At 39.1% G+C, this 18,751-nt stretch carries 17 protein-coding genes; 11 read left to right on the forward strand and 6 right to left on the reverse strand.

Going from position 1 to position 18,751, the window contains the following annotated elements:
- Positions 1-61: 61 nt before the first annotated feature.
- Positions 62-925 (reverse strand): alpha/beta hydrolase family protein, encoded by an 864-nt coding sequence (locus tag F4W09_RS11830; RefSeq protein ID WP_151504915.1) that lies wholly within the window; start codon positions 923-925, stop codon positions 62-64.
- Between the two features lie 139 nt (positions 926-1,064).
- On the opposite strand from F4W09_RS11830, the gene F4W09_RS11835 reads away from it, so the two are divergent.
- The gene (locus F4W09_RS11835; protein ID WP_151504940.1) at positions 1,065-1,496 is read left to right on the forward strand and encodes a hypothetical protein; all 432 of its coding nucleotides are present in this window, start codon (positions 1,065-1,067) and stop codon (positions 1,494-1,496) included.
- Positions 1,497-1,541: 45 nt separating this feature from the next.
- Here the strand turns inward: F4W09_RS11835 and F4W09_RS17330 are convergent, their stop codons facing one another.
- Positions 1,542-1,784 carry a hypothetical protein gene (locus tag F4W09_RS17330; RefSeq protein ID WP_016167708.1) on the reverse strand — a complete coding sequence of 81 codons (243 nt, stop codon included), beginning with the start codon at positions 1,782-1,784 and terminating at the stop codon, positions 1,542-1,544.
- Positions 1,785-2,276: 492 nt separating this feature from the next.
- Positions 2,277-3,569: a branched-chain amino acid transport system II carrier protein gene (gene brnQ, locus F4W09_RS11845; protein ID WP_151504916.1), complete on the reverse strand. Its 1,293-nt coding sequence runs from the start codon at positions 3,567-3,569 to the stop codon at positions 2,277-2,279.
- Positions 3,570-3,893: 324 nt separating this feature from the next.
- Here brnQ and map point away from each other — a divergent pair, with 324 nt between their 5' ends.
- Positions 3,894-4,703 carry a type I methionyl aminopeptidase gene (gene map, locus F4W09_RS11850; RefSeq protein ID WP_044740018.1) on the forward strand — a complete coding sequence of 270 codons (810 nt, stop codon included), beginning with the start codon at positions 3,894-3,896 and terminating at the stop codon, positions 4,701-4,703.
- A gap of 235 nt (positions 4,704-4,938) precedes the next feature.
- Here map and F4W09_RS11855 read toward each other — a convergent pair whose 3' ends face one another.
- On the reverse strand, positions 4,939-5,844 hold the full coding sequence (locus F4W09_RS11855; RefSeq protein ID WP_016167711.1) for a LysR family transcriptional regulator: 906 nt from the start codon (positions 5,842-5,844) through the stop codon (positions 4,939-4,941).
- Positions 5,845-5,982: 138 nt separating this feature from the next.
- On the opposite strand from F4W09_RS11855, the gene F4W09_RS11860 reads away from it, so the two are divergent.
- Positions 5,983-6,303: a hypothetical protein gene (locus F4W09_RS11860; RefSeq protein ID WP_151504917.1), complete on the forward strand. Its 321-nt coding sequence runs from the start codon at positions 5,983-5,985 to the stop codon at positions 6,301-6,303.
- Between the two features lie 46 nt (positions 6,304-6,349).
- Here the strand turns inward: F4W09_RS11860 and glnG are convergent, their stop codons facing one another.
- Entirely contained in the window at positions 6,350-7,825 is a 1,476-nt protein-coding gene (glnG, locus tag F4W09_RS11865) for a nitrogen regulation protein NR(I) (RefSeq protein WP_016167713.1), read from the reverse strand.
- Positions 7,812-8,921, reverse strand: coding sequence for a nitrogen regulation protein NR(II) (gene glnL, locus F4W09_RS11870; protein WP_016167714.1), 1,110 nt, complete (start codon positions 8,919-8,921; stop codon positions 7,812-7,814). The genes glnG and glnL overlap by 14 nt, the downstream gene beginning before the upstream one ends.
- A gap of 351 nt (positions 8,922-9,272) precedes the next feature.
- On the opposite strand from glnL, the gene rimO reads away from it, so the two are divergent.
- The 8 genes from rimO (at position 9,273) to bamA (ending at position 18,716) form a co-directional block, all read left to right on the forward strand.
- A complete protein-coding gene (gene rimO / locus F4W09_RS11875) occupies positions 9,273-10,616 on the forward strand; it encodes a 30S ribosomal protein S12 methylthiotransferase RimO (protein ID WP_151504918.1) in 1,344 nt (447 codons plus the stop codon).
- 49 nt (positions 10,617-10,665) lie between these two features.
- Positions 10,666-11,394 (forward strand): UMP kinase, encoded by a 729-nt coding sequence (gene pyrH / locus F4W09_RS11880; protein ID WP_016167716.1) that lies wholly within the window; start codon positions 10,666-10,668, stop codon positions 11,392-11,394.
- A 79-nt stretch (positions 11,395-11,473) separates the two neighbouring features.
- On the forward strand, positions 11,474-12,028 hold the full coding sequence (gene frr, locus F4W09_RS11885) for a ribosome recycling factor (RefSeq protein ID WP_016167717.1): 555 nt from the start codon (positions 11,474-11,476) through the stop codon (positions 12,026-12,028).
- A gap of 5 nt (positions 12,029-12,033) precedes the next feature.
- Positions 12,034-12,786 (forward strand): polyprenyl diphosphate synthase, encoded by a 753-nt coding sequence (gene uppS / locus F4W09_RS11890; protein ID WP_151504919.1) that lies wholly within the window; start codon positions 12,034-12,036, stop codon positions 12,784-12,786.
- 3 nt (positions 12,787-12,789) lie between these two features.
- Complete coding sequence (locus F4W09_RS11895) at positions 12,790-13,614, forward strand: phosphatidate cytidylyltransferase (protein ID WP_151504920.1); 825 nt, start codon at positions 12,790-12,792, stop codon at positions 13,612-13,614.
- On the forward strand, positions 13,615-14,811 hold the full coding sequence (gene ispC, locus F4W09_RS11900; RefSeq protein ID WP_151504921.1) for a 1-deoxy-D-xylulose-5-phosphate reductoisomerase: 1,197 nt from the start codon (positions 13,615-13,617) through the stop codon (positions 14,809-14,811).
- A 1-nt stretch (position 14,812) separates the two neighbouring features.
- On the forward strand, positions 14,813-16,168 hold the full coding sequence (gene rseP, locus F4W09_RS11905) for an RIP metalloprotease RseP (protein ID WP_104442208.1): 1,356 nt from the start codon (positions 14,813-14,815) through the stop codon (positions 16,166-16,168).
- A 37-nt stretch (positions 16,169-16,205) separates the two neighbouring features.
- A complete protein-coding gene (bamA, locus tag F4W09_RS11910; protein WP_151504922.1) occupies positions 16,206-18,716 on the forward strand; it encodes an outer membrane protein assembly factor BamA in 2,511 nt (836 codons plus the stop codon).
- Positions 18,717-18,751 lie beyond the last annotated feature (35 nt).

Genomic DNA, 18,751 nt, shown 5'->3' on the forward strand with positions numbered 1-18,751 from the left:
TTTTTTTGAAATAAAAAGCCATCAAGCTGGATTGGAGATGAAATACAACTTGATGGGAAAACTAGATGTAAAGTTGTTGTTCGATTAAATCCCAAATATTGCGATGTGATTTACGGAACATTTGCATATGACCAATGCTTTTGTGTTGAAATTGTTTTGGCTTAAGTTCAATCATATTTGTTTCAGCATTCGGATAAAGATTGAGAAGGGCTTGAACATTCGCCTGAGTTGCAATTTCATCGTCTGATGCCCAAATTGCAGTAATTGGGCAGGTAATTTTGCTGTGATAATCAGGGAGCTGTTGTTTCTTGACAGCATGCATTACATAGCCTTGTGTCCCACAAAACTGAGCCCATTGTTTTGCGACATTTTTAGGTAAATTTTCGCCCATTCCAATCATTTTAGTAGCACCATATCCTTTGAATTTACTCGAAATTGGGAAGATGACATTGAACATAATCGGTGCAAGGAACTTGGTTTTACCTTTTAAGCCGCGAACATGACCTGTTGATCCAGCAACAGCAATAATTTTTGCGACTTTATTATAATTTGGTGAAATACCCAGAAGCTGACCACCAGCGCTATGGCCAAGTAGAATAATTTTTTCGGCTTGTGTTTGTTCTAGTAGACAATCAATCGCTGCTGTAATATCTAATTGCCCCCAATCGACAATGTTTGCTTCAGATTGGTGCAGTGGGCCGTATAATGAAGCGCCAATTCCTCTAAAGTCAAAGCACATGACTGTATGCCCAAGCTTATTTAACCATTCAGCATAAGAGTGGTAGAACTCTTTCACAATACCAGTTGCTGGGCAAATGAGAATAGGGAAAGGTTTGTCGGAATTTATTTGATTTTGATAGAGTTTGGCACTTAATTTATAGCCATCGGCACATTGTATTTGAATAGATAGTGGTTGAGTATTCATGAGCGTCTTGTCGTTGCTGTTTTAAACATACTTTATCTAAGTTCTAAAAAGAAACTTGCTAAAAGTATGACTTTGAAGTCAGAAAATTCATATTTAAGAAGGATAAGGAGGGGTGGTGTTTGATCATTTTTCAATTGCTATGAAATTGGCAATTCTTTTTAGTGGTGTGTATTTGTGGTTGGGTATGTTAACTGGGGTTTGGAAGTATTGGCAGATTAGACATTCGACTCAAGCAAGAGCACATTATTATGTGGATATCGCGCATAGAAGTAGTTTGTTATATGCATCTGCAACTTTGATTTTAGCTGTGCTTGCTGAATTTTCAATTTGGTCTGAAACGTGGAATCTGATTTTTGTAATGATCAATTTGGTTTTCTTTAGTGCATCAATATTAAGTTATGCATTGCATGGTTATTTAAAAGACACAACCAATCAATTTAAAGTACCACATCAATTGGGTAATAAGGTTTTACCAAGAACGATGATGACTTTGGCAATGGTTTTACTGGTGGTAGGTGAGCTGTTTGCGACGGGAATGTTGGTAATAGGTACTGGGCTTAATTTATTTTAATTATTTATATATTTTTTAAAGATGGATGAATAATCATCCATCTGTTCAATCAAAATTCTTAGATTTTTTCTGGGCACGGACTTTTTGATCAATTACAGCCCAACTATAGAATGCTGCAGAGACGAACAGAGCGTACGCGAAATATTCAGCTTTCAGGTGACCTTGAATCAGTCCATGAAAAAGCAAAGTAAGCATAAGGGCCACGGTCGTACTTAAGTAAGTGACCATATTCTTGTTTGCCTTTAGAGCGTTAATGAAGACTTGCTTGTTGAAATGTAATGATAACATCTCCATCCCTCCTAATGAATTTGACCTAAACCTAGTGTTTCGGTCGGATTGGTTACTAATGTTGTACTGTGAATTAAAGGGTATTTCAATAGCTAATACCGTTATTTTTTCATAAAATTTTTACTAGTATTGCAATTTGGATGGTGGATTGTTTAATTTATGAATAGTTCATATTTTGTTGAGTAATAATTACCTGTACATATTGTTTTGATCAAATATGTTATCAATATGATATTCATAACCCTAACACTTAGCCTACTTCTATATTTGAAAAAGCTTAATAGTGCTTAAGTCGTATAAAGCAAAAATTAGACCAAAAAGTTCAATTTGGCAAAAGAGATTAACTCGAAGGGATATTTAGGCATGCAGGGCATGGTATTGCATGACTGCGAAAAGTAAACAATAAAAGTTGATTTGGGTAAAACCGACGTTTATTGGTCACATATAAAATCTAATTTGGGTAAAATTGGATTTTAATTACAAATTGAAAACTTATTTTCTAAATTTGTCGCAGATTAGAGCAATAACCAAGACCAGCAAAGATGGGATTAACCATGCAAGATTTTGTTCATTTAGGGGTAAGTGTTGAACAAACTCTGGTAAAAACGAATTGAGTTCAGCTGCTTTTAGACCTTCTAAAATTCCAAAGACAAAAGCAATTGCCGTTACTGGTGCAATTACTGCTGGAGGATTTTTCCAGAATTTTGCAAAGAAACTGAGCATGATCACTACAATTGCAGGTGGATAAATTGCACATAGCACAGGCACAGATACCGCAATGAGTTTGGTTAAACCTAAATTAGAGATTAGAAGCGAAAAACCAACCAAAACAAATACAAAAATCTTATAAGGAATTTGAGTCAGTTCTGAAAAGTATTCAGCACATGCACAGGTTAGGCCAATTGCAGTAACCATACATGCAAGGAAAATCATCCCAGTAAGGAAGATGGAACCTAAATCGCCAAAAGCATGTTGCACATATGCATGCAAAATAACAGCGCCATTTGCTGCATTTGGTGCGACTTCATGACTTCCAAGTCCAAGTTTAAACAAACTGAGATAAACCAGTGTTAAACCAATACCAGAAATAATACCTGCGATAACCGCGTATTTTGTCACTAACTTTTTGTCAGTCACACCACGTGAGTGAATCGCATGAATAATGACGATACCAAATACTAAGGCACCTAGCGTATCCATAGTGAGATAGCCGTTGACAAAACCTTCAGATACTGGGCTGCTTGCATAATTGTTGATAGCAGGAGGGATGTAACCCGCTGGAATTAAGAATGCTGCGATACCAAGTACGGCTAATGAAACGATTTTGATCGGTGCGAGGAAGTGACCTACAGTATCCAATAATTTGTTTGGATAAAGTGAAACCAGCGTCACAATTGCAAAATAGATAATGCTGTAAATTAGCAAACTATTTGGCGAAGTACCAAAATATGAAGAAAAACCAATTTCATAAGAAACTGTTGCTGTGCGTGGTGTAGCGAAGAGTGGACCTACAGCCAAATAACAGACAATAGTTAAGATTAAACTGGCAACTTTACCTAGAGGAGAGCTAAGTAGTTGAATTGAACCTTCAACACGTGAAAGTGCAATGATGGTAATAACAGGTAAACCCACTGCAGTAACTAAAAATCCGGCAGCGGCTAACCAAACATGTTCACCCGCTTGTTGGGCAACAATAGGAGGAAAGATAATATTGCCTGCTCCAATGAACAGAGCAAAGGTCATGAAACCCAAGGCAATAATATCTCTAGTACGAAGATTCGTCATGTTGAGAGATGCATTGACTAAAAACAGGCGATTCTAGTAGAAAAATAAGGACTTGGGAAAATTTTTTATATGTAATATGAATTTTTTTTATACAATATTTTTGTAGTTTAACTAATGGTTGAATTATATGGCTGAAAATTGATAAAAAATTATTAAAGAGTCTATTTAGAAATTTATAAAAAATTTAGCGGGCAGAAACATTGTCTGTTATTTTTCTGCGGTTATTTTAAGACTGTTGCAGGTGTTCTGATTCCAGAGATATTACTCACAACATTTTTAAATGAAAAGGATTATAATGCCTGCATCATTTAAGAGGGTGAGAATATGCTAGCTTCTTCAGTAGTGATTAAAACTGAGCAAGATATTGAAAAACTGCGCGTGTCTGGGCGTTTAGCGGCGCAAGTTTTGGCAATGATTGGCGAGCATGTTAAGCCTGGGGTCAGTACTGAATATCTGGATGATATTTGTCACGATTATATTGTAAATACCCTAAATGTGATTCCTGCAAATATTGGTTATTACGGCTATACTAAAACCACGTGTATTTCACCAAATGAAGTGGTTTGTCATGGTATTCCTTCGGCTACTCGTATCCTGCAAGATGGTGATATTATTAATATTGATGTTGCTATTATCAAAGATGGTTACTTTGGTGACACCAGTCGTATGTATTATGTGGGCAGTATCAAACCAGAAGCAAAAAAATTGGTCGATACAACTTATGAAGCTATGCTAGCAGGAATTCAAGCTGTTAAACCTGATGCAACATTAGGTGATATAGGTTTTGCTATTCAGTCTGTTGCACAGCGGGAAGGTTTTAGCGTTGTTAAAGATTATTGTGGTCATGGTATTGGCAAAGTTTATCATGAGCAGCCAAGCGTCTTACATTATGGGAAACCAGGCCTAGGCTTGAAGCTTAAAACAGGCATGGTATTTACTATTGAACCAATGATAAATATTGGTCGTGGTAGCGTAAAAGAACTTCAAGATGGTTGGACTGTTGTGACGACTGATAAGTCGCTGTCCGCCCAATGGGAACATATGGTAGTAGTCACAGATACAGGGTTTGAATTATTGACACCTTGGCCAGAAGGGACAGGGGATTATCCAGAAATTAAGTGTCAATCAAATTAAATCGAATTTAGACTTAAGTCTAAATTGCTCATTTATTCATCTTTATTAATAGCTAATTTCGATCAAAACTTACATTGAGCTAGATTTTTTAAGCTTTATGTGATTATTAAGTAAAAATATTAATCGTTTTTTTGTCTTTGATTGAATAAGGGGCTGTATATAAAATGCATCCCAAGATTCTCGCTGTAGTTTCTTATTTCAAGCTTATCCTCCTCGGATAAGCTTTTTTTTATCCTTACTTATGTTTATGTGCTAAATGTTCAACTAGGTAATCAATAAAAACCCGAACCGCAGGAAGTTGTCCTCTGCGAGATGGGTAGACGGCATGGAAAATACCATGAGGTGCTTTCCAGTCAGGTAAGACGCGGACCAATTCACCTGTTTTGATATAGTCCTGAGCAATCGAGTCTGGCAATAAGGCAATACCGCAGTTCTGCCGAGCTAGCTGTGCCAGCATCATTAAATCAGAACCCATGACAACAGGATTTACCTTAATTTTTTTCTGATGATTTTGATTGTCATGAACAATAATCTGTTGATCAAGATGTTCATCAACCATACTCAGTATATGGTGATGAGCCAAATCTTCAGGTTGTTTCAGTTCACCAAATTCATTTAAATAGGCTTGACTGGCAAAGAGATGTTGTTCGATTAATTCAAATTTTCTTAAAATTAGGCTTGGATCATCATCAAGATTTGATCGGACACGTAGAGCTAAGTCGATCCCTTCATTAATCACATCCACACGACGATTACTCACCAAAAGTTGAACTTTAATCTCAGGGTATTTTTTTAAAAAACCAGGAAGAATTTTGGTCATTTCGTTTTGGGCAATCGAAACAGGTAAGCTGACTTTGATGACACCACGTGGTTCAACGCTTAAATGATCGACTAAATCATGAGCAGCCTGTGCGGCATTCATCATGACTTGGGCATGGCGATAGACATTCATGCCAATTTCAGTTACTGCAAAATGACGTGAGCTGCGTTGAATAAGACGTACACCAAGACGTTCTTCTAAATTATAGACACGACGGCTCAGTTTGGACTTGGGGATGTCGGTCGCCCGTTCTGCTGCACTAAAGCCCCCATGTTCTACAACTAAAGCAAAGCAATAAAAATCATCAAGGTCGGATAACATTTATAATTCCATTTATGCAACAATTTCTAAAATTTAGTGTGAATGTTGCATATTGTCAATTTTAAATCCTGTGTCTTTTCATGTAATTTTGCTGTTGAATCTATTAGACTGCACAGAATAGATTACAGTTGATAAAAGATGTACCAGCAAATTATTGAAATACATTCAGCAGAAGAGAATATTCGTTGCCCTATATGCCAACATGCTGTTGTAGATTGGACGGAAGAGCAATATATCCAGCCATGTGAACATACATTATTTATTGCAATGGATTTGGGCTTTGAATTTGTCTCGGATCGTTTTGAAGAAAAAATGTCACGTTCTGTAGATCAAATTCATGATGATGAAGCGGCAAATGTATTTCAAGAAATCCTCAATGTTGAGTTTAATGATGCCATTTTGGTGCGTTCAGAATTGGGGGTAGAGAATATGTATCGTTATACTGGTTTTGCAGCATAGTGATAAAATAAAAACAGCTCCTAATGGAGCTGTTTTTATTTAAGGATTAGCCTTCAATTTCTTCTTCAATGTCATCATCGGCTGTATCCATACCAAGTTCTTTCAGTTTACGCGTCAGAGTATTTCGTCCCCAACCTAAAAGCTCAGCAGCATGGCGTTTGCGACCACGCGTTTGCTGTAGTGCAGCATTGATGAGTGTGCGTTCAAACATCGGCGTAGCAATGTCAAGAATCTTCATTTCGCCATTTTTGAGTTTCTGAATAGCCCATTGACCGAGTAACTCATCCCAGTGGTGTAATGAGATACGGTCAAAATGTGGAGTTGCCGCATGTTCTGATGCTTTCTCAATTGGGATTTGTTTTAGCTCAGATGGAAGATCTTCTGGATAAACTTCACGACCAGTAATCATGACCGTAAGCCAGCGACAGGTATTTTCCAATTGGCGTACATTGCCTGGCCAAGGAAGTTGCTGCATATATTCCTGTGTCTCAGGACGTAGAATTTTTGGACTAACGCCAAGTTCTTTACCTGCACGTGCAAGGAAGTGCTGTGCCAGCATAGGAATATCTTCGCTACGATGCGCCAGTTTAGGAATATGAATGCGGATTACGTTAAGACGATGATACAAGTCTTCACGGAAGCGGCCTTCATTGACTAATTTTTCAAGGTCTTGGTGAGTTGCGGCCACAATACGGACATCGACCTTAACAGGGATATGACCGCCTACGCGATAAAACTCGCCATCGGCTAAGACGCGTAATAGACGTGTTTGAGTTTCAAAAGGCATGTCTCCAATTTCATCGAGGAACAATGTACCGCCATTGGCTTGTTCAAAACGACCTTGACGTTGCGTATTGGCGCCAGTAAATGCGCCTTTCTCATGACCAAAGAGTTCGGTTTCGATTAAATCTTTTGGAATTGCAGCCATATTTAAGGCAATGAATGGCTTACTACTACGCGGTGAGTGGCGATGTAGCGCATGTGCAACTAATTCTTTACCTGTGCCAGATTCACCATTAATCAATACAGTGATGTGTGATTGTGATAAACGACCAATTGCACGGAAGACTTCCTGCATGGCAGGAGATTCACCAATAATTTCTGTAGATTGAATAGGTGATGCTATTTTTGCAGATTCTTGTTGTTGTAACTTGGTGATGTGTAAGATTGCTCGATTGACCAGTGCTAATGCTTCGTCAATATCAAAAGGTTTTGGTAAATATTCAAAAGCACCTGTCTGATAACTAGACACAGCTGATTCAAGATCGGAGTGTGCGGTCATAATAATGACGGGTAGGTCTGGATAATTGTTCTTAACTTTAGCTAAAAAAGTCAGACCATCAATTCCTGGCATGCGAATGTCAGTAAGAATCACGTCAGGTGCATCAGTCGCCAGTTGATCTAAAGCGGATTGTGCTTCTTCAAAGCTAGTAACATCAAAACCTTCTTCTTTGAATGTTTTTTCTAGCACCCATCGCATGGCGCGATCATCATCAATTACCCATATTTTATTTCGCGACATGGTTAGACTCCCAAGGTAAATATAAGCTAAATACTGTTTTTCCAGGAATAGATTGGCATTCAATCATTCCGTTATGTTGATGCATAATGTTTTGTGCAATGCTTAGGCCGAGACCAGTACCTTTGGCACGACCTGTCACAAGTGGGTAGAACACAGATTCCAAAATTTCCTCAGGAACGCCTGGTCCATTATCTTCAATATCAACACGAACCGCAGATCGATTCAGTACACCATTAATGGTAACAAGGCGTTGAATTCGAGTTCTTAAAACCAGTTCTGGTTGATGTTCGGTAAAGAAATCTTTGTTTTCCATCATGGCTTGTACTGCATTCACGCTAATGTTCAGCATGACTTGGATCAATTGATCACGATCTGCTTTAACTTCTGGTAAAGATAAATCGTAATCACGTGTGATCTTAATTTTTTTCTTGGTCTGGTTGGCAATCAGAGATCGAACGCGTTCTAAAGGCTCATGTACATTGACCGGTTCATAGCTTGGTAATTGGCGAGAACCCAACATGGTGTCGGCAAGATTGCGCAAACGATCAACTTCACTGATGATAATGTCAGTGAATTCTGAGTATTCTGGATTATTTAAACTGCGGGCTAAAAGTTGTGTGGCACCGCGGATACCACCTAAAGGGTTTTTAATTTCATGGGCTACCCCGCGAATTAATTGGCGTGCCACTTGATGTTGTTGAATCAGGTTTTCTTCTTTGGAAATTTTCAGCATCCGATCAATTGGATTAAGTTCAATGAGCAGTAAAGGGTGGTAGGGTTTACCTGCATTGAGTTGTGAAACGGTATAATCTACATGAATGTCTTTAAAGTTGACGTTAATTGTAGCTTCACGACGAGTATAAGGCTGACCAGTTGCTAAAGTGTTAAATAATGCTTCTTCTGTATTAAATTCATCATTCGGCATATGGAGCAAATTTAGGACAGGCTGTCCATTTGCTCGTAATAAACTCATATCAAACAAAGATTCACATGACGAGTTTAAGTAAAAAATATTAAGTTTACTGTCGACAAGCAAAATCGCGGTGGTCAAATTGTCCACCAAAACGCGATAGTCGATAGTATGTGGTTGATCCATTAGCGAAGGTATCCTGTGTTAAAATGGCGCAATGGCATCTTCAAAAAGCAATTAATAGTCCAATATTGGAACGCAATTGATGCAGATTAAGCAAAATGCACGCCAACTTTAAATTCAGGGTGTCAAAGTTGAGCCTTTATTAAAAAAATGCGCTGAAATTGGACTTTATTAAAATTGTAGGCCGAAGATATTAAGTAATTAACTTTTAAAATGTATCAAAATGGTGCAAATGTAAATATATAAGACAAACAGTGGATTAATTTTGGTGCATTACATAAAGAGTCGGCTTCCCACCTATTTTTATCAATCGAAAAGTCTTACAATACGCGCATTCTAGTGGAGCGCAGATTCATGAAGTCCCCCAAAGTCGGTTTTGTTTCTTTAGGTTGTCCTAAGGCATTGGTAGATTCTGAACGAATTTTAACTCAGTTAAAGACTGAAGGTTATGATGTGGCATCAGATTATGATGGTGCCGATTTGGTTATTGTTAATACCTGTGGTTTTATTGAATCTGCAGTACAAGAATCATTGGATGCGATTGGCGAAGCAATGAGTGCCAATGGTAAAGTTATTGTGACAGGCTGTTTAGGCAAAGACGAAGATAAAATTCGTGAAATGCACCCAAATGTCTTAAAAGTGACAGGCGCGGCAGCTTATCAGGATGTCATGGAAGCAGTACATGAATATGTACCAGCACCGCCAAAGCACAATCCATTTATTGATTTAGTGCCAGAGCAAGGCATTCGTTTAACCCCGAAACATTATGCTTATTTAAAAATATCGGAAGGATGTAACCATCGTTGTACCTTCTGTATTATTCCAAGTATGCGCGGTGATTTGGTATCACGCCCAGTTGGTTCTGTACTTGACGAAGCGGCTGCATTAAAACGTGCAGGCGTAAAAGAAGTATTGGTGATTTCTCAAGACACCTCTGCTTATGGTGTAGATACCAAATATAAACTGGATTTCTGGAATGGTCAGCCAGTTAAGACCAAATTCTATGATATGTGCGAAGCCTTAGGTCAATTAGGGATCTGGGTTCGTTTGCACTATGTTTACCCATATCCGCATGTAGATGCTGTTATTGATTTAATGGCTCAGGGTAAAATCTTACCATACTTAGATATTCCTTTTCAGCATGCCAGTCCGCGCATCTTAAAATTGATGAAGCGACCAGCCCATAGTGAAAACACATTAGAGCGCCTGAAATTGTGGCGTGAAAAATGTCCTGAATTGGTGATTCGTTCAACATTCGTGGTTGGTTTCCCTGGTGAAACTGAAGGAGATTTCCAAATGTTGCTAGATTGGCTGAAAGAGGCAAAGTTAGACCGTGTGGGTTGCTTTACTTATTCACCAGTCGAAGGGGCTACGGCTAACGATTTACCAGATCACGTACCTGAAGAAGTTAAGCAAGAACGTTATGAACGTTTTATGGAAGTTCAGCAGGAAATTTCAGCTGCTAAGCTACAAAAGCGTATTGGTCAAGTGATGACGGTGTTGGTTGATGATCTTGAAGAAGAGTTTCCAGTTGCAGTTGCACGCTCATATGCGGATGCACCTGAAATTGATGGGAATGTCTTTGTTGAAGATATCGACAAGAATCTGATTAAAGCAGGTGATCTGCTTGAAGTAGAAATTACTGATGCAGATGAATACGATTTGTTTGCGAAGTTGATTCGAGTGAAATCGGCTTAAGTAAATCCATATATAGAAAAATAGAAATTAAGTTAATTTGGAGTTTGGAATGTCAGATTCAAAGAATCCACGCTATTCACGCATCTTGCTAAAGCTTTCAGGTGAGGCACTTGCGGGCAACAAGGACATGGGTATTGATGCGCAAGTATTAGACCAAATGTCTTTATCTATTGCACATTTGGTTGGCCTTGGTGTGCAAGTTGGTATTGTTGTTGGTGGTGGTAACTTATACCGTGGTAGTCAACTACAGAAAGATGGTTTGGTTGGCCGAGTAACGGGTGACCAAATGGGTATGTTGGCAACTGTTATGAATGGTTTGGCTATGCGCGATGCATTGGTACGCCGTAACATTAAAACACGTTTAATGTCTGCATTGCCAATTGGTACTGTGGTGGAATCTTATTCTAGCCGCGATGCTATTCGTCACCTAACTCAAGGTGAGGTATGTGTATTTGTTGCAGGTACCGGTAACCCATTTTTTACGACAGATACTGCAGCATGTTTGCGTGGTATTGAAATTGAAGCTAGCCTCATCTTAAAAGCCACTAAAGTTGATGGTGTTTATAATAAAGACCCAAGCAAATTTGATGATGCAGTGAAATACGACAATTTAACATTCGATCAAGTGTTGGATGAAAAGTTGGGTGTCATGGATTTAACTGCAATCTGTTTGTGTCGTGACCATCATGTACCGCTTCAAGTATTTGATATGAACAAGTCTGGTGCGTTGCTTTCAGTGGTTATGGGTGAAAAAGAAGGGACTCACGTTACGAACTAATGTACGTGAGCCTGAAAGCTCTTTATACTACACGCTATTTTAGTAATGACATCTTTTAGAATTAAGTAAGGAAGATCATATGATTAACGATCTTAAAAAAGACGCAGAAGACCGTATGAACAAGTCACTTGACTCGTTGGAACATGGTTTTGCAAAGGTTCGTACTGGACGAGCGCATCCATCCATTCTGAACGGTGTAATGGTTCCTTACTATGGCTCTGATGTGCCTTTAAATCAGGTTGCCAACGTTGGTGTTGAGGATTCTCGTACACTTTTAGTTCAACCTTTTGAGCGTTCAATGGTTGCGGCAATTGATAAAGCAATTCGCGAATCAGATTTAGGTTTGAATCCTATTACAGCAGATGCGATTCGTGTGCCAATGGCAGCGTTAACAGAAGAAACACGTCGTGACATGCAAAAGGTAGCACGTAACGAAGCTGAAAATGCAAAAGTAGCAATTCGTAACATTCGCCGTGATGTGTTGGGTGATATCAAAGCATTGTTGAAAGAAAAAGAAATTTCTGAAGATGATGAGCGCCGTGCAGGTGAAGATATTCAAAAAATCACTGATAAGTTCGTTGCTGAAGTTGAAAAGCGTTTGGCTGCAAAAGAAGCTGAATTGATGAAGGTCTAAAATTAATGACCACATCTGAAGACACTACACATCTTCCAAAACATGTTGCCATCATTATGGATGGCAACAATCGTTTTGCCAAAAAAATGCAGATGCAAAAGGGTGCGGGACACCGTAAAGGTAAAAATGTCCTTGATCCAATTGTTGAGCATTGTCGAAAAAGAAAGATTCAAGCATTAACCGTTTTTGCATTTTCAAGCGAAAATTGGAACAGACCTCAGTATGAGGTGGATTTGCTGATGAATTTGTTGGAAGAAACAATTCATGAGCAAATCCCACGCATGGAAAAATTTGAAATCGCTTTAAGATTTATCGGTGATCGTTCTCGTTTGTCTCCGCATTTACGTGAGTTAATGTTGCATGCCGAGCAAAGGACTGTTAAGTTCACTCAAATGACTTTAACCATTGCGGTGAGTTATGGTGGCATGTGGGATATGGCGCAAGCTGCACAACAAATTGCTCAGGAAGTCAAAGCTGGTAAGCTAGAAGTGAGTCAAATTAATACTGAGCTTATGGGGCAGTATATTAGTTTGTCGGATTTACCAGCTGTTGATTTACTGATTCGTACAGGCGGTGATTATCGACTGTCGAATTTCTTGCTTTGGCAAGCCGCGTATGCAGAATTATATTTTACTGAAACTTTGTGGCCTGAATTTGATGTGCAAGAGTTTGATCATGCACTTGAAGTTTTTGCAGGGCGTGAACGTCGTTTTGGTAAAACATCTGAGCAAATTCAACAAGATAAATTTGAGAATTAATAAATGTTAGAGCGGATTATTACCGCCTTGGTATTGGTGGCAGTTGTACTTAGTTGTATGTTTGCTACTCAATCTCAGTATCCAATGTTGATACTGATGATTATTGCCGCTGGGGTTGCTGGTTATGAGTGGTTTAAGCTCATGCCGAGAAAAACAAATCATATTATTAAGCCTTTTGCATGGTGCTACGGTATAGTTACTGCTGCATTAGCAACTTTGGCTTTGTATTTTAAAGATATTGCACTTTTATTATGGTGTGCATCCATTTTATCTTGGTTGGTCAGTGTTTATTGGGTAAAAAATTATCCAGAATACGATGGTTGGTATAATAATAGCCTGTATTTTTCAGGATTTATTTTAGTTTCTGCTGCCGTAACAGCAATTTTCGCGCTATGGGTGAGTTCACCATGGTGGTTAATGTATCTGTTCTTGTTGGTTTGGGGAGCAGATAGTGGTGCATACTTTGTTGGGCGTAAATTGGGTAAGAAAAAACTTGCACCAGATGTAAGTCCAAATAAATCCGTTGAAGGGTTGTACGGTGGCATCTTAACCTCAATGCTTATTGTAATTGTTGTTGAAGTTTTATATCTAGACTTAACGTTAGCACAACATATTTTGTTCCTGATTCTCTCTATAGTCACTGTGTTTAGTTCAGTCTTGGGAGACTTGTTTGAGTCCATGATTAAACGCCGAGCGGGAATTAAGGATTCTGGTCGAATCTTACCTGGGCATGGCGGTGTATTAGACCGTATTGATTCTTTGCTTTCTGCAGCGCCAATATTTGCTGCGGGGATGTATCTGTTAAAACTAATTGGCGTAGATTTGTAAATGTCACAAGCAGTTTGTATCTTAGGTGTAACGGGTTCTATTGGGCAAAGTACCTTAAAAATACTGCAACAGCATCCTGAAGATTATTCTGTTTTTGCAATAACAGCATACAGTCGAATTCAAGAATTGGTGCAAATTTGCAAACAGTATCGTCCCAAAATTGTGGTTATTCCATCTGCTAAAGAGCGAGAGTTACGACAAAGCTTTGCGCAAGAAAATATTAATGATATCGAAATTTTATTTGATGAAGCGGGCTTAGAAGCAGTTGCTCGTCATTCCGATGTCGATGTGGTGATGGCTGCAATTGTCGGAGCGGCGGGCCTATTGCCAACTTTGGCTGCGGTTAAAGCGGGTAAGCGAGTACTGCTTGCCAATAAAGAAGCCTTGGTCATGTCTGGTGATTTGATGATGCAGGCTGCTCGGGAGCATCAAGCCTTATTATTGCCCGTAGACTCTGAGCACAATGCAATTTTCCAATGTTTACCTGAACAATATTTGAATGTAGAACGTAATGGTCAGCCTAAACTGGGTGTTTCTCGTGTTCTGTTAACAGCATCTGGTGGGCCATTTCTTCATCATTCTCTAGATGAGTTGCAAGGTGTTACGCCTGAACAGGCCTGTAAGCACCCTAACTGGTCTATGGGGCAGAAGATTTCTGTTGATTCTGCGACTTTGATGAATAAGGGGCTTGAATTAATCGAAGCGTGCCATCTTTTTGCAATTTCAGAACATTTTGTAACAATTGTTGTTCATCCACAGAGTATTATTCACTCCATGGTGCAATATGTTGATGGTTCAACTTTGGCGCAAATGGGGAATCCAGATATGTGTACTCCAATTGCTCATGCTTTAGCTTGGCCTAAGCGTATTAATACCCATGTTCCAGCTTTGGATTTATTCGTAAACCATCAGCTTGATTTTCAAGAGCCAGATACAACGCGCTTTCCTGCTTTAACCTTGGCTCGCCAATCTATCCAAGCGGGTGGCTTGGCTCCTACAGTTTTAAATGCAGCAAATGAAATAGCGGTGGCATCTTTCTTGCAAAAACAGATTGGTTTTACCGATATTCCTGTGGTGGTTGAACATACGTTGAATCAAGTTGAAAATGGTTCTGCGGATTCAATAGATTTAATCTTACAAGTGGACTCAACTGCCAGATCTATTGCTCAGCAGTTTGTAAGCAGTAAAGGAAGCTAAAATGAATGCCTTGTTTATTATTGTTGCAGCAATTTTATTGCTCGGGCCTCTTATCGCGATTCATGAGTTCGGACATTATTTTGTAGCACGTAAACTCGGCGTTAAAGTTTTGGTTTATTCGATTGGCTTTGGGCCAACTGTGTTGAAATGGACATCTAAGAAGTCAGGTATTCAATATCAATTGTCTGCTTTGCCTTTAGGTGGCTATGTCAAAATGTTGGATGAGCGTGAAGGTAATGTGGCGGAAGCTGATTTACCTTATGCATTTAACCGTCAACATCCATGGAAGCGTATTGCGATTGTAGCCGCAGGACCGCTGATCAATCTTATTTTTGCAGTGTTATTATTTTGGGTGCTATTTTTACCTGCACAAGAACAATTAAATACACGTGTGGGTAAGGTCTTGGTGAATTCACCTGCCGCAACTGCCCAAATGCAGGTCGGTGACAAGATTACAGCTGTTGATGGCGCTAAAACCTCAACTTGGGAGCAATTGAATTTTGCTTTGGTTGATCGTGCTGGCGAATCGGGGGTCATTCAGATTGAAGCAGATCGAAATGGTCAAGCAAAGTCTTTTGAGCTTCCTATTCAGAATTTCTTAAAAGATCAAAATCAATCGCCATTGGATAGTTTGGGCTTTATTCCATATCGCCCGTATATTCCTGCAACCGTCATGAAGTTAAGTGAAGATGGTGCAGCGATTCGACAGGGAATGAAAGCGGGTGATCAGATAGTTGCAATTGATGGCGTAAAAATGAAAGATTGGTTTGATGTTGTTGAGGTAGTTCAAGCCTCACCTGAAAAACTACTCAAAATTGATGTATTAAGACAAAATCAGTTGGTGCATTTAGAAGTGATGCCTCAAGGTAAGCGAGACAACATGGGTAACGTGTCTGGTGTGCTTGGTGTGCAAAACAATCCTGGTCAAGTGGTCATTCCTGAGGAATATAAGCAAACGATTCAATATGGCCCTGTAGAAGCATTTGGAAAAGCGCTTGATAAGACAGGGCAAATCAGTACCATGATTTTGAACTCTATCGTTAAGATGGTTCGTGGTTTAATTGGTTTGGAAAACTTATCGGGTCCAATTACGATTGCAAAAGTCGCTGGACAAAGTGCTGAAATGGGATGGCAAACGTTTATTTCTTTTATGGCATTGATGAGTGTTAGTTTAGGAATATTAAACTTATTGCCGATTCCTATGTTGGATGGTGGGCATTTAGTGTACTACTTTGTGGAATTGATTCGTGGTAAACCTGTTTCTGAACAAATACAATTGGTTGGTTTAAAAATTGGTATGGTACTGCTGGGTAGCATGATGCTCCTTGCATTATTTAATGACTTTATGCGTTTATAACAACGTCGCTTTGAAATTAACATCGGAAAAGACTGGCATGCAGCACACACATTTATTTATGCCTTTGGCACTGGTTAGTGCTATGGCAGCAGTACAACAAGTATATGCAGCGGATGAATTTATTGTTCGTGATATAAAAATTGATGGACTCGTTCGTTTAACTCCTGCCAATGTGTATACCATGTTGCCAGTACATAGTGGTGATCGTGTTGATGATCAGGCTATTTCGAATTCAATTCGTGCATTGTATGCTTCAGGCATGTTTGATGACATTAAGGCATCGAAAGAAGGCGATACGCTTGTATTTAAAGTGATTGAGCGTCCGCTTATATCTAAAGTTGAGCTGAAAGGCAATAAACTTATTCCCAAAGAAGCTTTGGAAGAAGGCTTGAAAAAAATGGGCTTGGCTGAAGGAGAGGTGTTAAAGAAATCAACACTTCAAACAGTTGAGTCTGAACTAGAGCAACAATATGTTCAGCAAGGTCGTTATGATGCTGATGTAAAAGTGACAACTACAGCAAAACCCAACAACCGTGTAGATTTATTGCTCGAGTTTAATGAGGGTAAGGCTGCTAAAGTTGTCGATATTAATGTTATTGGAAACACCGTTTTCAGCGATAGTGATATTCAACAAGCTTTTGCTGTAAAAGAAAGCAGTTGGAGTTCAATTGTTTCACGTAATGACCGTTATGCACGTGAAAAAATGGCTGCAAGCTTAGAGGCATTACGTGCTTTATATTTAAATGCAGGTTATATCAACTTTGATATTACTAATTCTAGCTTGAACTTAAGTGAAGACAAAAAGCGAATTTTTATTGAGGTTTCTGTCAATGAAGGTCAGCAATTTAAGTTTGGTGAATCTAAATTCTTAGGAGATGCATTATATAAGCCTGAAGAATTGAAGGCGATGCAGATTTATAAGGATGGCTCGACTTATTCACAAGAAAAAGTAAATGCTGTAAAGCAATTGTTGTTACGTAAATACGGTAATGCAGGTTATTACTATGCGGAAGTGAATGTTGTTCCGCAAATTAATAATGAAACACGACAAGTCGATCTAAATTACTATATCAATCCAGGTCAGCAAGTGACTGTACGTCGTATTAATTTCACAGGTAATACCAAAACTTCTGATGAGGTATTACGTCGTGAAATGCGTCAAATGGAAGGTGCTTTAGCAAGTAACGAAAAAATTGATTTGTCTAAAGTGCGTTTAGAGCGTACTGGCTATTTTAAAACGGTTGATATTAAACCGACGCGTATTCCAAGTATGCCTGATCAGGTCGATTTGAATGTGAGTGTTGAAGAGCAGCATTCGGGTACGAGTACCTTGGCAGTGGGTTATTCACAAAGTGGTGGTGTTACATTCCAGGCTGGATTAAGCCAAACCAACTTTATGGGGACAGGCAACAGCGTTGCAATCGATTTGTCTCGTTCAGAAACCCAAGACTACTACAATCTCAGTGTAACCGACCCATACTTCACCATTGATGGTGTGCGTCGTGGCTACAACATGTACTACCGTAAAACCAAATTAAATAGTGACTATAACGTTAACAACTATGTGACGGATAGTTTTGGTGGGGGTATCAATTTTGGTTATCCAATTGATGAAAATCAAAGTATTAGTGCAGGTTTGAATATTGATCAAACTGATGTAACAACTGGTCAGTATGTTTCTACCTATGTGCGTGATTATTTGCTTGCAAATGGTGGAAAGGCGAAACATCGTGCTGAGGATGTTTGTACAGGGACCTTGACACCTGTGTATGGTGATACTTCAAAGCCAACAACAATAACAAGCTATGACTGTGATAAGGATTTGGTTGATTTTGATGATGAGTTTCAGGGAGACTTTCTTACTTACAATCTAACCTTGGGTTGGTCATACAACACACTGAACCGTCCAGTATTCCCTACAACGGGTCAGTCGCACCGTGTCAATGTTGAAGTTGCGTTGCCAGGAAGTGATGTGGAATACCAAAAAATTACCTACGATGCGCAGGCATTTTTACCTCTAGGTAAGGATTTTGTTCTGCGTGGCTATGGTAAATTAGGTTATGGTAATGACTTGCCTTTCTATAAAAACTTCTATGCAGGTGGTTATGGGTCGGTACGTGGTTATGACAATAGTACTTTAGGTCCAAAGTATGATGGTGTTTACTATAGTGAAACAGGTAAGTCTGATCCGTCCCCTGAAGAAGTGGGTGGTAATGCTCTAGTTCAATTTGGTACTGAGTTGGCGTTACCTTTACCGTTTAAAGGGGATTGGACGCGTCAGGTTCGTCCAGTATTGTTTGCTGAGGGTGCGCAAGTATTTGATACTCAATGTGATATTTTTCCTTCAACAGGCTCGGGCCCTGCTGACAGAAAAACGTGTGAAGATAACTATGGTTTTGACTTAGATAATATGCGTTATAGTGTGGGTGTAGGCTTTACATGGATTACCATGATTGGTCCATTATCATTAAGTTATGCTTTCCCGCTAAATGACAAGCAAGGCGATGAAACTAAAGAGCTTCAATTTGAAATCGGTCGTACTTTCTAAGTACGATCTTTCTAAAACCAAAGACAATATACAAT

The organism is Acinetobacter tandoii (assembly GCF_008867985.1).
Lineage (GTDB): Bacteria > Pseudomonadota > Gammaproteobacteria > Pseudomonadales > Moraxellaceae > Acinetobacter > Acinetobacter tandoii.